General features: G+C 68.4%; 12 protein-coding genes. 9 read left to right on the forward strand and 3 right to left on the reverse strand.

The window, feature by feature from the left end:
- Window positions 1-26 precede the first annotated feature (26 nt).
- The 4 genes from ACYVO7_RS04975 (at window position 27) to ACYVO7_RS04990 (ending at window position 4,178) form a co-directional block, all read left to right on the forward strand.
- The gene (locus tag ACYVO7_RS04975) at window positions 27-1,139 is read left to right on the forward strand and encodes an extracellular catalytic domain type 1 short-chain-length polyhydroxyalkanoate depolymerase (RefSeq protein ID WP_460448737.1); all 1,113 of its coding nucleotides are present in this window, start codon (window positions 27-29) and stop codon (window positions 1,137-1,139) included.
- The gene (locus ACYVO7_RS04980) at window positions 1,136-1,816 is read left to right on the forward strand and encodes a spermine/spermidine synthase domain-containing protein (RefSeq protein WP_460448738.1); all 681 of its coding nucleotides are present in this window, start codon (window positions 1,136-1,138) and stop codon (window positions 1,814-1,816) included. Before ACYVO7_RS04975 ends, ACYVO7_RS04980 begins: the two co-directional genes overlap by 4 nt.
- Window positions 1,817-1,962: 146 nt before the next feature.
- The gene (locus tag ACYVO7_RS04985) at window positions 1,963-2,229 is read left to right on the forward strand and encodes a GlsB/YeaQ/YmgE family stress response membrane protein (RefSeq protein WP_406854251.1); all 267 of its coding nucleotides are present in this window, start codon (window positions 1,963-1,965) and stop codon (window positions 2,227-2,229) included.
- Between the two features lie 230 nt (window positions 2,230-2,459).
- Window positions 2,460-4,178, forward strand: a complete 1,719-nt coding sequence (locus tag ACYVO7_RS04990) for a methyl-accepting chemotaxis protein (protein ID WP_460448739.1) — start codon at window positions 2,460-2,462, stop codon at window positions 4,176-4,178.
- 72 nt (window positions 4,179-4,250) lie between these two features.
- Here ACYVO7_RS04990 and ACYVO7_RS04995 read toward each other — a convergent pair whose 3' ends face one another.
- The 3 genes from ACYVO7_RS04995 to ACYVO7_RS05005 form a co-directional block, all read right to left on the reverse strand.
- Window positions 4,251-4,628, reverse strand: a complete 378-nt coding sequence (locus ACYVO7_RS04995) for a response regulator (protein ID WP_460448740.1) — start codon at window positions 4,626-4,628, stop codon at window positions 4,251-4,253.
- Window positions 4,629-4,729: 101 nt separating this feature from the next.
- Window positions 4,730-7,144 (reverse strand): methyl-accepting chemotaxis protein, encoded by a 2,415-nt coding sequence (locus tag ACYVO7_RS05000; RefSeq protein ID WP_460448741.1) that lies wholly within the window; start codon window positions 7,142-7,144, stop codon window positions 4,730-4,732.
- Between the two features lie 459 nt (window positions 7,145-7,603).
- The gene (locus ACYVO7_RS05005; protein ID WP_460448742.1) at window positions 7,604-8,623 is read right to left on the reverse strand and encodes a LacI family DNA-binding transcriptional regulator; all 1,020 of its coding nucleotides are present in this window, start codon (window positions 8,621-8,623) and stop codon (window positions 7,604-7,606) included.
- Between the two features lie 152 nt (window positions 8,624-8,775).
- Here ACYVO7_RS05005 and ACYVO7_RS05010 point away from each other — a divergent pair, with 152 nt between their 5' ends.
- The 5 genes from ACYVO7_RS05010 to ACYVO7_RS05030 all read left to right on the forward strand — a co-directional run bounded on the left by ACYVO7_RS05010 (window position 8,776) and on the right by ACYVO7_RS05030 (window position 13,713).
- A complete protein-coding gene (locus ACYVO7_RS05010) occupies window positions 8,776-9,792 on the forward strand; it encodes a TRAP transporter substrate-binding protein (RefSeq protein WP_460448743.1) in 1,017 nt (338 codons plus the stop codon).
- Between the two features lie 44 nt (window positions 9,793-9,836).
- Entirely contained in the window at window positions 9,837-10,376 is a 540-nt protein-coding gene (locus ACYVO7_RS05015; RefSeq protein ID WP_460448744.1) for a VOC family protein, read from the forward strand.
- Window positions 10,377-10,380: 4 nt separating this feature from the next.
- Window positions 10,381-11,655 (forward strand): ribulose-bisphosphate carboxylase large subunit family protein, encoded by a 1,275-nt coding sequence (locus ACYVO7_RS05020; protein WP_460448745.1) that lies wholly within the window; start codon window positions 10,381-10,383, stop codon window positions 11,653-11,655.
- On the forward strand, window positions 11,652-12,962 hold the full coding sequence (locus ACYVO7_RS05025; RefSeq protein ID WP_460448746.1) for a four-carbon acid sugar kinase family protein: 1,311 nt from the start codon (window positions 11,652-11,654) through the stop codon (window positions 12,960-12,962). Before ACYVO7_RS05020 ends, ACYVO7_RS05025 begins: the two co-directional genes overlap by 4 nt.
- A gap of 106 nt (window positions 12,963-13,068) precedes the next feature.
- The gene (locus tag ACYVO7_RS05030) at window positions 13,069-13,713 is read left to right on the forward strand and encodes a DUF47 domain-containing protein (protein ID WP_460448747.1); all 645 of its coding nucleotides are present in this window, start codon (window positions 13,069-13,071) and stop codon (window positions 13,711-13,713) included.
- Window positions 13,714-13,721 lie beyond the last annotated feature (8 nt).

Genomic DNA, 13,721 nt, shown 5'->3' on the forward strand with positions numbered 1-13,721 from the left:
CGATCGTGACCTTAAGGACCATGCTCATGAACAGCCTGCCCAAGATCGACATCATGGAGGCGACCCGTCTCACCCGCGAAGGACGGCTCCAGGAGGCCATGGCTGTCCTGAGAGGCGGCGCGGGGCAGGAATCTCGCCCAGCCGCGGGCGCGGCCGAGGCCCAGCCCGGAACGGGATTCCTGAGCCGCCTTCGGCGCCTGGCGCACGCCCCGACCAGCCAGGGCGGCCCCCGCCCCGCGCCCGAGCCGATGCCCGGCGGAGCGCGCTTCCTGGCGAAGAGCTTCACCAACGCCGCGGGAACGCGCGCCTACAAGGTCTACATCCCGTCCTCCTATACTGGCGATCCCGTCCCCCTCGTGGTGATGCTCCACGGCTGCACGCAGTCGGCCGATGACTTCGCCGCCGGAACCCGGATGAACGTCCTGGCCGAGGACATGCGGTTCATCGTCGTCTATCCCGAGCAGTCCAAGGCTGCGAACCCGTCCAAGTGCTGGAACTGGTTCAACCCCGCCGATCAGCGCCGCGACGCCGGCGAGCCGTCCATCATCGCCGGGGTGACCCGACAGGTGATGCGCGACTATGCGGTCGAGCCTACTCAGGTCTATGCGGCCGGCCTGTCGGCCGGCGGCGCCAAGGCCGCCATCCTCGGCGTCGCCTATCCTGACCTCTACGCCGCAATCGGCGTCCATTCGGGGCTTGCCGGCGGCTCGGCCCGGGATGTCCCGACGGCTTTCGCCGCCATGCGCAAGGGCGGCGCTCCGGGCGCGCGCCAGCCGGGGGACCGCAGCCAGCCGGCGCCCGCGATCGTCTTCCATGGCGACCGCGACGCGACGGTGCATCCGAGCAATGGCGAGCACGTGATTTCGCAGGCGCGGCCGAGCGAGCCTCACGCCGGGGAGCTGTCCGTGGAGGTCAGGACCGGGTCCTCCCCCGGCGGGGTGGGATTCACGCAGACCATTCACGCGGCCGCCGACGGGCGCTCGCTGCTGGAGCACTGGACGCTTCACGGATCGGGTCACGCGTGGTCGGGCGGCAGCCCGGCGGGGACCTATACGGATCCGAAAGGGCCGGACGCCAGCCGGGAGATGATGCGCTTTTTCCTGCAGCACCGCGCCTCCGGCAGCGGACCCGCGCGATGAAGCCCTGGGTTCATCTCGGCGTCGCCCCCGTTCCGGGCGACGCCGGCGAACTGAGGCTGATGCGCCGGGACGCCGAGTTCTCGATCAGGCTGGGCCACACGGAGCTGATGAACAGCCGGCTGCGGGGCTCCGAAGAGGCGCTCGCGACCCTCGCCTTCGCCCGGACGCCCGGCGCGGAGGCGGGCCGCATTCTCATCGGCGGGCTCGGGATGGGCTTCACCCTGCGCGCCGCCCTGGCGGCGCTCGGCCCACGCGCCCATATCGACGTGGTCGAACTCGTCCCGGCGGTCGTCGCCTGGGCGCGGGGACCCATGGCGACGCTGTTCGGCGACAGCCTGTCCGACCCCCGGGTCCAGATCCACGAAGCGGACGTCGCGGCCGTGATCGGCGCAGCCCGGCAGGTCTATGACGCCATCCTCCTGGACGTCGACAATGGGCCCGAAGGCCTCACCCGCTCCGCGAATGACGGGCTCTACGACGTCGCCGGCCTCGGCGCCGCAATGGCGGCGCTTCGGCCGGGCGGGGTCCTGGCGGTATGGTCGTCCGCTCCCGATGCGGCTTTCACCCAGCGCCTGCGCCGCGTCGGGTTCGCGGTGACCGAAGAGCGTCCCCGCGCCAACGGGAAGACGGGCCGCGGCGCCCGGCACGTCATCTGGCTCGCCGTCCGTCCGGCCTGAAAAGCCGCCCGGAACGTGACATCCACCGGATCGACTGTAAAAAAGACGCCTCTTTCGGGCCGAACTGCAACTTTCGTGGGTCTATCCCTGTTGTTTCGCCAGAAGCAGGGTTGAATAGACAACCGGCGGTACACGCAGAGGAAACGATGAGCATCATCTGGACCATCATCATCGGGTTCGTCGCCGGAGTGATCGCCAAGTTCATCACTCCAGGGGACAATGAGCCGGCGGGGTTCATCCTCACTTCGATCCTGGGCATCATCGGCGCATTCGTGGCGACGTATCTCGGCCAGGCTCTCGGATGGTATCGGCCCGGCGAGGGCGCGGGGTTGATCGGCGCGGTGGTGGGCGCCGTCATCGTGCTCGTGATCTGGGGCATGATCGCCGGACGCCGGGCGCGCACGACGCTCTAGAACGCCCGTCCTTCATCGACAGGGCCAAGGCCGTCGCGCGAAAGCGCGGCGGCTTTTTTCGTCCTGGCCTGGCCGCGACGGTCACCCGAATTCGGTAAAGTCTTTAAACAGACCGATACTCGTTAACTTATCATTTGTTGTAAACTGCAACCTTGGGTTTAGGAGACGATTGACGCTCTTCTGCGCCGGCCGGTCGCGCCGCCGGCGGCGTCGGATGCGAGGGGGCACGCATGATCTCGTTGGGAAGTCTTTTCGGCGGAGCGGACGAGGGCTACGCCGCCGCCCTGAATCGATCGCAGGCGGTGATCGAACTGTCGCTCTCGGGCGAGATCATCACCGCCAACGCGACGTTCCTGAAGACGATGGGCTACGCCCTGGACGAGATCCGCGGCAAGCACCACAGCATCCTGGTCGACCCCGCCGAGCGCGACGCCGCCGCCTATCGCGAGTTCTGGGAGAGGCTGCGCCGCGGCCAGTTCGACTCGGGCCAGTATCGCCGCATCGCCAAGGACGGGCGCGGCGTCTGGCTGCAGGCCAGCTACAATCCCGTTCTGGACAAGTCCGGCGCTCCCGTTCGCGTCGTCAAGTTCGCCGCCGACATCACCGCCGAAAAGACCGCCATGGCGGAGATGACCGGCCGGCTGAACGCCCTCGACCGGGTTCAGGCGACCATTGAATTCGGGCTCGACGGCGTCGTCCTGACCGCCAATCCGAACTTCCTGAAGGCGGTGGGCTACACGCTGGACGAGATCAAGGGACGGCATCACAGCATGTTCGTCGATCCGGCGGAGGCCCAGACGGCGGAATACCGGCGGTTCTGGGACAAGCTGCGGAAGGGCGACATCGAGGCCGGCCAGTTCCGGCGGATCGGCAAGGGCGGCCGCGAGGTCTGGATCGACGCCAGCTACAACCCGATCTTCGACGCGGACGGAAAGCCCTGCAAGGTGATGAAGTTCGCCACGGACGTGACCGCCCAGATCCGTGCCTCCATGGCGATCGAGAAGGCGGCCAGCGCGGTGGTCGAGGCAGCCAAGGACAACGACCTCAGCGCCCGCATCGTCCTGAACGACGCGTCAGGGGCGATGAGGAACCTCGCGGAAGGCGTCAACCAGCTGCTTGAGACCTTCTCGGGGATCATCGATTCCGTCCGACAGGAGTCGCGCAGCGCCCTGAGCGCGTCGAGCGAGATCGCCACCGGCAACGAGGACCTGGCGAACCGCACGGAGCAGCAGGCCGCCTCGCTCGAGGAGACCGCGGCGACGACCGAGCAGCTCGCCGCTTCCGTGAAGTCCTCGGCCCAGTCGTCGCGACAGGCCGCCGAACTGGCCGCGGAGGCGACCGGCGTGGCCCAGGCCGGCGGCGAGGTGGTGCGCAGCGCCGTTTCGGCGATGGGCCGCATCGAGGACTCCTCGCGCAAGATCACGGACATCACCTCCGTCATCGACGAGATCGCCTTCCAGACGAACCTGCTGGCGTTGAACGCCGCGGTCGAGGCCGCGCGAGCCGGCGAGGCCGGCAAGGGCTTTGCGGTGGTCGCCTCGGAGGTGCGCACGCTGGCGCAACGGTCGAGCACGGCCGCCAAGGACATCACCGCGCTGATCAGCGAGGCGGCGTCGGAGGTGGCGGCCGGAGTCGCCCTGGTGCGGCGGGCCGGCGAGGCGCTCGACCAGATCGTGGTCGCCTCCAACAAGGTCTCCGCCACCGTGTCGGAAATCTCGGCCGCGTCGGGCGAGCAGTCGAGCGGCATCGAGGAGATGAGCCAGGCGATCGCCCACATGGACGAGATCACGCAGCAGAACGCCTCGCTGGCCGAACAAGGCGCGGGAGCGGCCGCGTCGCTCGCCCAGCATGTCCAGCATCTCGCCGAGTTCGTCGAGGCCTTCAAGACGGATCGCCGGGAAGAGCCCGCCAGAGCGGCCTCCGTCGCGCGGCTGCGCGCTCGGGCCTGAGACGACGAAAGAAAGGGCGCCGGGCTTCTCGCCCCGGCGCCCTTCATTCGGCCCCCGGCGGACGACCGCGGTTCAGGCGCTCATCAGGTAGGGAGCGGCGGGCGACGCCTTTGCGATGCACGCGTGCAATTGAGTGGCCGTGAAAGGCTTCAGCAGGAAGGCCTCGATCTTCAGCCCGTCGATCATGACCCGCGTTTCGGGCCTGCTGTCCGCCGATATCATCACGAACGGAATCTGCGCCGTCGCCGGATTGGCGCGGGCGATCCGGGCCACTTCGGCGCCGCTCATCGGCTCCATGTGGAGATCGCAGATCACGAGCCCGTAGTCCTTCTGCCGCAGAAGGGACAGCGCCTGCGCGCCGTCGGCCGCGCCGTCGACGTCGCGGCAGCCGATCGCGTGCAGCATGGAGGTCAGCACGCGCCTCATGGTGGAGTAATCGTCGACGATCAAAATGCGATTGCTTCTCAGGGCCAAGTTGGGTTCCCCCCTTCGGTGAAGTCCTCGATGTCCCGGGGGTGGGCGCGAGGTGGGCTGATGACGGTGAAAGGACGTCAGCTGGCGCGTCGGAGCGCGGGCTGGCGGGCGGCTCGCTCCGGGGCGGAATTGATCCGGAACCCGGACACGAGATTCTCGAGACCTTCGATCTGCTGGCTCAGCATGGACGCCGACGCGGCGCTCTCTTCGGCCAGCGCCGCGTTCTGCTGCGTGGCGTTGTCCAAAGAGGAGACAGCCTGGCTGATCTCGTCGATACCCGTCGCCTGTTCGCTGGTGGCGGATGAGATCTCGGCAATCGTCGCCGCCACGGAGTGCGAGGCCTGGACGATGCTCTTCAGCGCCTCGCCGGCGGAATTGCCGAGCTTCACGCCGGAGAGCACCTCCGCCACGGAGGCGTTGATCAGGCCGGAGATGTCCTTGGCGGCCGCGCTGGAGCGCTGGGCCAAGGTGCGGACTTCGGAGGCCACGACGGCGAAGCCCTTGCCCGCGTCGCCGGCTCGCGCCGCCTCCACCGCCGCGTTGAGCGCCAGCAGGTTCGTCTGGAACGCGATCTCCTCGATGACGGAGGTGATGTCCGCGATGCGGCGCGACGAGGCTTCGATCCGGCCGATCGCCTCGACGGCTTCGCCGACGATGCGGCCGCCCTCCTCCGCACCCCGCTTGGCCTCCACGGCGAGGCCGGCCGCCTGGGTGGCGGACTGCGCGCTCGCCTTGACGGACGCGGCGAGCTGCTCGGTGGTGGCGGCGTTCTCCTCCAGGCTCGCGGCCTGGTCCTCCGTCCGGGCGGCGAGATCCTCGGAACCGGCGCGGATCTCGGCCGCCGCGGTGGCGACCTCCGAGGCGGTCTTCTGGATCACGGTGATCGTCTCGGCCAGACGCGAGATCGTGTTGTCGATGCTGGCCTTCAGATTGCCGAAGACGCCGTTGTAGTCGCCCTGGACGGGGCGCGTGAGATCGCCCACGGCCAGCGCCGAGAGCGAGGCGCCGAAGTCCTCGACGGCGGACACCACGAGATCGGAGACGGAGTTCAGCCCCTGCGCGATCTCGCGGGCGGTGCTCTTCTTGCCGACCATGTCGACCCGCCGGGTGAAGTCGCCCATCGCGGCGCCACGCACGATCTCTGCGATCTCACGCTCGGCTGCGAGCTCCTGGGTGATGTCCGTCCACACGAGGGCGTGGCCAAGCTTCACGCCGTTGGCGTCCGCCACATAGCTCATGTCGACGTCGATCACCCGCCCGCCGACCTCGTAGCGCACGCGCCGGCGGCGTCCGTCGTCGGAGATCAGCTCGCGGCCCAGTTTCACGTTCTGGCGGTAGTAGTCGATGTGTTCGCCATACATCGCCTGGATCGAGAAGTCTTCGCGACCCTCTCGCAGATAAGGCTCGATCTGCATGAAGAAGTCGACGAGCCCGGAGCTCATGAACGAGATGCGCTCCTCCGTGTCGGTGATCATCAGCATCGCGCCGGAACCATTCAGGCCGGCCGTCGTCAGCGCATGCTCGCCGGTCATGCTCTGAAGCCGCTTGAGCGCGCGGGCGATGTCGCCGAATTCGTTCCTGAGCTCCGTGCCCTGCACAGCCGTGAGGAAGTCGCCGGACTGGAAGCGCTGGATCGCGGTGAGAACGAAGTTCATCGGCCGCCGGATGGACCTGATCACCAGGAACAGGATCAAGGCTCCCAGCGCCAGGCAGACGGCCAGGACGGCGATGTTCCCCAGCCGCTGCTGTTCGAACGTCGAGATGCGGGCGTCGAGCAGGCGAACGAGCTCCTTCTGCGCCGTGGGCCAGATCGCATCGACGGCGGCGACTTCGGCCGCGATCGCGGCGGAGAGATCCTTCACCAGCGCGCCCTGTCCGCCGGTCAGCAACGTCTCGACCAGCGATGTGACGTTCGCGCCCGCCTTGTCGAGAACGACGACCTTGTCGGCCAGCGCCTTCCTGAGGGTTCCATCCGCGTTGCCGTCCATTGCAGAGCCGAGCGAACCCGCCGCCGCCGAGCGGGCCAGCCTCAGGCGCGTCGTCGCGTCGACGAGGGTCCGATAGGCGGCGAGCTCGGGCTTGCCGGCCTTGCCGAAGGGAGCTGCGGCGGCGGAAGCCGCCTGCAGAGCCGAACGCAGCTCCGGCAGCCGCACCGTCACGGCATCCATGACGTAATAGGAGTCGAGATCGGGATCGAGCGTGAGATTCGACCCGTCGGCCACCTTCGAAATGGCGGACTGCCCGGCGGCGGCGATCGCCGCGGCGTCGCCGGACTTCAGGCTCGCGACGAAGGCGCCGACAGCGTCCGTGCTCTTGAGCGTTTCGTCCCGGCTCTTCTCGCTCGCCCGCGCCGAGTCCAGCGCGACCGCGCCGGCCTGCGGATCGGGCGAGACGAAAGCCTGCCAGAGCCTGTCGATGTAGCGCGCTCCGACGTTCTCGACTCTCGCGAACTGAATGTCCTTGTCCACCTGATGCAGGTAGAGCGTCGTCATAAGTCCGAACGGAACCGCTACGACGGCGAGAATCGCCGCGATTTTCAAGCCCACGGTCAAACGTGGTTTTTTGAACGATGCCAACATGTCGCCCCGGTCCTTGCATCCACCGATGCGCAGCCGCGATATTCGCCTGCGTGCACATCGCCGATCACACAATCTAACCGGGCATGCCCTATGAAAAGGTTACGAAACTATCAGAGAGACATACGTATATTTCCGATCATGGACTTGATGCAATTGCATAAAAAGACGCCAGGTTTGTCACAGCAAACTCATTATTTGACGTGTCAGTAGCGGGCCGGAAACGAAAAGGCCCTGAGCCGCGGCATGCCCCCGGCCGTCCCCACCCTGTTCCACGAGCTTCCGACGGAGCCGAATGGCTGTTTCCGCTCGGTCTTCCAGCGCCTTTATCGTCCGGCGGGAGAGCGTCCCGTCGTTTCGCCGAGCGCGCCTCGCCTAGGGCAGGTTCTCGCGCAGTACGATCTCGCTCCTCGGCCGCTCGACCCCATCGAGAGGGTCCCGCCCGGCGCGCAGGTTCCCGAAGATCGTGACGCAGTCGATCAGGGCGTCCTGCGGGTTTTGCGTGATCACCGCGTCCATGACGCCGTCGATGAGAAAGCCCCTCGTGTCCGGCGTCAGGCCGTGCCCGATGAAGACCACCTCCTGTTCGCGGCCCGCCTCCCGCAAGGCCCGCGCGATGCCGTCCGCGCCTCCGCCGATATTGTAGACGCCGGCCAGGTCCGGGTGCTGGGCCAGCAGCATCTTGGTCTGGCGGTAGTTCTTCGCCCCGTCGTCATGGCCTTCGCGCAGCCCCACCACCTGGATCGCAGGATAGAGCTCCTCGAAGAGATGCAGGAAGCCCATCTCCCTTTCCTCATGGGCGCGGTAGCTCAGGCTTCCGGCGATCATCGCCACCTTGGCCGAGCGGGCGCCGATGAACCGCGCCATCAGGTAGCCGGCGGTCCGGCCCGCCGCCCGGTTGTCCAGGCCCACATAGGCGACCCTGCGGGTGTTGGCGATGTCGGAGATCAGCGTGACGGTGGGGACGCCGCGCTCGGCCAACGCGTTGACGGCTTCGCGCACCGCCGGGTGCTCCAGCGCCATGAACGCCACCCCGTCGACCTCGCGGGCGGCGCGGCGCAGATGCTGCGCCAGGAGATCGGGCTTGAAGCTTTCGATGAAGTCGACGCGCGCCCGCATGTGCGATGACGCGAGCCGCTCCTGCGAGGAGGCGATCAGGCGCCCGAGCATCCCGAGATAGCGGTTGGTTCCGGCCGGCAGCAGGAAAGCGAGCCGCATCGCTTGCAGCGCGCCTTGCGGCGCCGCGCCGGGCTTCACGTCATAGCCCACCTCCGCGGCCGCCTTCAGCACCCGCTGGACCGTGCCGGCCCGCACGCCGGGCCTTCGGTTCAACACCCGGTCGACGGTCGCGGTCGACACGCCCGCGCGCTGCGCCACGTCCGTGATCCTGGACATGAGCCGATGCCGCTTGCGGTCCTCAGGGGTGGGAATCGGGGCGCTGCTGTCCATCAATTTCCATCAGAAATGCCGTTTGACGCTCCGGCGAGACCCTTCCTATCGTGAAAGGACGAACGACAAAACATCAAAAACCATCAAAGGAGGAAGCCATGGCCGTCCTGACCCGCCGAACCGTGCTCCGGGCTCTCGCCGCCGCGCCGGCTGCGACGGTCGTCGGCATGCCCCTGGTCGCCAGGGCCGCCGAGTTCGAGCTGAAATACGGCAACAACCTCCCGCTCACCCATCCGCTCAATATCCGCGCCCAGGAGGCGGCGGACCGGATCAGGACCGAGACGAACGGCCGGGTCGACATCAAGATCTTCCCGAACAACCAGCTTGGCGGCGACACCGACATGCTGAGCCAGGTCCGCAACGGCGCGATCACCTTCTTCACGCCTTCCGCCCTCGTCATCGCGACGCTCGTCCCCGTGGCCGCCATCAACGCGGTGGGTTTCGCGTTCGCCGACTATGACCAGGTCTGGTCCGCGATGGACGGCAAGGTCGGCGCGCATGTCAGGGCCGCGATCTCCAAGGTGAACCTCTTCGCCTTCGAGAAGATGTGGGACAACGGCTTCCGGCAGATGACCACGAGCGGCAAGCCGATCGAGACCGCCAAGGACATGGACGGCCTCAAGATCCGCGTCCCGGTCAGCCCGCTGAGCATCTCCATGTTCAAGGCGCTGGCGTCGGCTCCCGCCAGCCTGCAGTTCAGCGAAGTCTACTCGGCGCTGCAAACCCGGATCGTCGACGCCCAGGAGAACCCGCTTCCCATCATCCAGGTCGCGAAGCTCTACGAGGTGCAGAAGAACTGCGCTCTCAGCAACCACATCTGGGACGGGTTCTGGTTCATCGCCAATGGCCGCGCCTGGAACGGCCTGCCGGCGGATCTCCAGACGATCGTCTCCAACGCCATCAACGAGGCCGGCGTGAAGCAGCGCGAGGACATCAAGGCGCTGAACGCCACCGTCCAGAAGGACCTCGAATCCAAGGGCCTGGCGTTCAACAGGACCAATCCGGACAGCTTCCGCGCCAAGCTGCGCAACGGCGGTTTCTACAGCGAGTGGAAGGGCCGCTTCGGCGACGAGGCCTGGGGGCTGCTGGAGGGCGCGGTCGGCAAGCTCGCCTGAACGGCCTCTCTCCGACGACACTCACGAACACGAGAAAGCATCTCATGAGCCGCTTCTTTGGGCAGATCCGCCAGCTCGGCTATGTCGTCCCCGACATCGAGGCGGCGATGGACTATTGGAGCCGGGTGCTGGGCGTCGGCCCGTTCTTCTACAACCCCAAAGTTCCGATCCGGAACTACCGGTATCGGGGCGAAACCTACGAGCCGCACAACTCGGTCGCGCTAGCCAATTCCGGTCCGTTGCAGGTCGAACTGATCCAGTGCCGCAACGACGTCCCGTCGATGTACCGGGAATTCACGCAGGCGGGCCACAGCGGCCTGCAGCACGTGGCCTACTGGACGCAGGACTATGACGCCGACATGGAGAGGCTGGCCGCCCAGGGCTTCACGCCGGTGATGAGCGGCGAGGTCGGCGAGCGCGGGCGCTTCGTCTATTTCGACACCCATTACCATCCGGGCACCGTGATCGAGCTGTCCGAAGTCTCGGGTCCGAAGGGCGAGATGTTCCGCCTCATCCGCGAGGCCTCCGAGACCTGGGACGGCAAGGACCCGGTCAGGCCCTTCCCCGACCTCAGCGCGCTCTGATCCCATGACGGGCGAACGGTTCGAAGCGTCCTACCTCATCGAAACGCCGCTCGACCCGGCCAAGGTCGCGCAGGTGATGGCCGGCGAGCAGTCCTGCGGGACTTTCGCGCGCGTCCATGGCGAGACGGACGCCCTGCGCGAGCGGGCCGCCGCAGAGGTGATCGCCGTCGAGGAGCTCGAGGCCGCGCCGGTCCCCAGCCTGCCGAACGCCTGGCTGGCGCGGCGCGGCGCGTCCGGGCCCTACCGGCGCGCCCGCGTCCGCATCGCGTTCCCCAACGCCAATGTCGGCGCCAATCTGGCGACCCTGGCGTCGATCGTCGCCGGCAATCTGTTCGATCTCGGCGAAACGACCGGACTGAGGCTCGACGGCGTCCGCCTGCCCGGCGACTACCGGCGCCGGTTCGCGACGCCGGCTCAAGGGGTCGCCGGAACCCGCAGGCTGGCCGGCGTGGCGGAGGGGCCGCTGATCGGCTCCATCATCAAGCCGAATGTCGGCCTGTCGTCCGAGGAGACCGCCGCGCTCGTCGGCGTGCTCGCCGGGGCCGGCCTGGATTTCATCAAGGACGACGAGATCTGCGCCGATCCGGCCCACGCGCCCCTCGCGACCCGCATCCCCGCCGTGATGGCCGCCGTGCGCCGACACGCCGACCGGACCGGCAAGCGCGTGATGGTGGCCTTCAACATCACCGACGAGACGGACGCGATGCGCCGCCACGCCGACCTCGTGGCCCGTGAGGGAGGCTCATGCGTGATGGCCAGCCTGAACTGGTGCGGATTCTCCGCCATCGAGAGCCTTCGCCGCAGCACGGATCTCGCGCTGCACGGACACCGCAACGGCTATGGCGCGTTCTCGCGCCACCCCATGCTGGGCGTCTCGTTCCAGGCTTATCAGACGCTGTGGCGCCTCGCCGGCGTCGACCACATGCACGTGCACGGGCTGCAGGGCAAGTTCGCCCAGGAAGACCAGGAGGTCGTGGCCTCCGCGCAGGACTGCCTCACGCCTCTTGCGGAAGGCTTAGACGATGCGGTCCTGCCCGCCTTCTCGTCGGGCCAATGGGCCGGGACGGTCCCGGCGACCTTCGAGGCCGTGGGCGGGACGGACCTCCTCTTCATGGCCGGCGGCGGCGTCATGGCCCATCCGGGAGGCCCCGCGGCGGGGGTCGCCAGCATTCGACAGGCCTGGGCGGCGGCGACGGAGGGCGAGGAGCTCAACGCGGCCGCCGCGAGGATGCCGGAACTCGCGGCCGCGCTCGCCTTTTTCGGAAGGCCCGCCCCGTGACGGGCGGCGTCCGGCGTCGCCCGCGCCTGGGCTGGTACGGCGATGATTTCACCGGTGCGACGGACACGCTTTCGACCCTGGCGGAGCATGGTCTGCGTGCGCTGCTCTTCCTGGGCTCCCCCACTCCGGAGAGGCTCGCCGGGGCCGGCAGGCTGGACGCCGTCGGCGTCGCCGGCGCGTCCCGCGCCCTGGCGCCAGACGCCATGGCGGCCGAACTCGGCCCGGTGGGGCGCTTCTTCGCCGACCTCGGCGTTTCGGTGCTGCACTACAAATGCTGCTCCACCTTCGACAGCGCCCCGGACGTGGGCAGCATCGGCGCGGCCGTCGCCACGCTGCGCAACGCCGCGCCGAACGCCTTCGTCCCGATCGTCGGCGGCCAGCCGAACCTCTCCCGCTACTGCCTCTTCGCCACGCTCTTCGCCGCGGCGGGCGCCGGGGGCGAGGTCGTGCGGATCGACCGCCATCCCACCATGAGGGCGCACCCCGTCACGCCCATGGGAGAGGCGGACCTGCGCCTCCACCTCGCCAAGCAGGGCCTCGCCGGCGTGGCTTCGCTCGACTACCGGGCCTATGAGGCGGGCGACCCCGGGCGCGCGCTCGACGACGTGCTGCGAGCCGGGCCGCCGGCGGTTCTGATGGATGTCTCGCGGGCCGATGACCTGCCGGTGATCGGCCGCCTGATCTGGGCGCACGCCCTGCGCTCCCCTCTCCTCGCCGTCGGCGCCAGCAGCGTGGCGCAGGCTCTGGCGGCGGCGTGGCCGGATGGTGCGCTCTCGCCGCGAGTCCGCGCCGCGGCGCCGGCGAGCAGCGGCCCCGTCTTCCTGATGGCAGGCAGCCTCTCGCCTGTCACGCGCGCCCAGGTCGAGGCCGCCGCATCCTTCGAGCGCATCGACGTCGACGCCGCGAGGCTCGTCGACGACGCCGTCCTGGCGCAGAGCGTGCGGGCGGACGCCGTGAAGAGCCTGCGGCAGGGACGCAACGTCATGGTGGTGACCGACCGCCCGGACGGCGCGCCGCAACGCGCCGCCGAGGTGGCGCAGGCCACCGCGGAGCTCGTCCGCCTGGTCGTGGACGAAGCGCCGATCGGCCGCCTGGCCATCGCGGGCGGCGACACCTCCAGCATCGCGGTGCGCAAGCTCGACTTCTGGGGCCTTTCGCACGAGGCGCGGGTCGCCGGCGGCGTTTCGCTTTGCCGCGGGCGCAGCGACGATCCTCGCCTCGACGGCCTCGACATCGTCCTGAAGGGCGGCCAGATGGGACCGCCGGACCTGTTCGAGCGGGTGGCGCACGGCTCTGACGCAGCCTGACGGCGTCTTGGGGCGGGATAGGCGGACTCTTCGTCACATTTCTGTTGCGGCCGGCCGCAGGGCTGGCCTAGCTGGCCATCCGCGTCAATGGCCGAGGCTGATCGACATGCTCAAATGGTTCAGGGCGATGCTGCCGCGCGAAGACAGGTTCTTCGACCTGTTTGAGCAGCACTCGCGAACGCTGGAGGCCGGAGCCGACGCTCTCCAGAAGCTCCTGGAAGGCGGAGACTCCGTCCCTCACTGGTGCCAGGAGATTGTGCGGCACGAACACGCGGCCGACGAGGTGGCGCACGAGGTTCTGCTCGCGGTGCGCCGGACCTTCATCACGCCCTTCGACCGGGGCGACATCAAGGACCTGATCCAGTCGATGGACGACGCCATCGACCAGATGCACCAGACCGCCAAGGCGATCACGCTCTATGAGCAGCGCGTCTTCGATCCGCCCATGCAGGAGATGGCGGCCATCATCGCCGATTGCGCGCGCCTCACCATCAAGGCCGTGCCGCTGCTGCGCAATGTCGGGACCCATGCGGGGGAGATCAACGTCTTCGCCGAGCGGATCACGACGCTGGAGGGCCGGTCCGACGACCTGCACGACCAGGGCCTGCGCGACCTGTTCCGCCGCCACCGCGACGGCAACGCCATGGACTTCATCGTCGGGACCGAGATCTACAAGCACCTCGAGCGCGTGGTCGACCGTTTCGAGGACGTGGCGAACGAGATCAACGGCATCGTCATCGAGCACGTCTGACCCCGACG

Source organism: Alsobacter sp. SYSU BS001988 (genome assembly GCF_054796215.1).

What these genes read in the sequence shown, in the direction of transcription:
- ACYVO7_RS05010 (WP_460448743.1), top strand. Translation starts at nt 8,776, where the DNA reads ATGGCCGTCCTGACCCGCCGAACCGTGCTCCGGGCTCTCGCCGCCGCG.
- ACYVO7_RS05015 (WP_460448744.1), top strand. Translation starts at nt 9,837, where the DNA reads ATGAGCCGCTTCTTTGGGCAGATCCGCCAGCTCGGCTATGTCGTCCCC.
- ACYVO7_RS05030 (WP_460448747.1), top strand. Translation starts at nt 13,069, where the DNA reads ATGCTCAAATGGTTCAGGGCGATGCTGCCGCGCGAAGACAGGTTCTTC.
- ACYVO7_RS04980 (WP_460448738.1), top strand. Translation starts at nt 1,136, where the DNA reads ATGAAGCCCTGGGTTCATCTCGGCGTCGCCCCCGTTCCGGGCGACGCC.
- ACYVO7_RS04985 (WP_406854251.1), top strand. Translation starts at nt 1,963, where the DNA reads ATGAGCATCATCTGGACCATCATCATCGGGTTCGTCGCCGGAGTGATC.
- ACYVO7_RS04975 (WP_460448737.1), top strand. Translation starts at nt 27, where the DNA reads ATGAACAGCCTGCCCAAGATCGACATCATGGAGGCGACCCGTCTCACC.
- ACYVO7_RS05005 (WP_460448742.1), bottom strand. Translation starts at nt 8,623, where the DNA reads ATGTCCAGGATCACGGACGTGGCGCAGCGCGCGGGCGTGTCGACCGCG.
- ACYVO7_RS05020 (WP_460448745.1), top strand. Translation starts at nt 10,381, where the DNA reads ATGACGGGCGAACGGTTCGAAGCGTCCTACCTCATCGAAACGCCGCTC.
- ACYVO7_RS05000 (WP_460448741.1), bottom strand. Translation starts at nt 7,144, where the DNA reads ATGACGACGCTCTACCTGCATCAGGTGGACAAGGACATTCAGTTCGCG.
- ACYVO7_RS04990 (WP_460448739.1), top strand. Translation starts at nt 2,460, where the DNA reads ATGATCTCGTTGGGAAGTCTTTTCGGCGGAGCGGACGAGGGCTACGCC.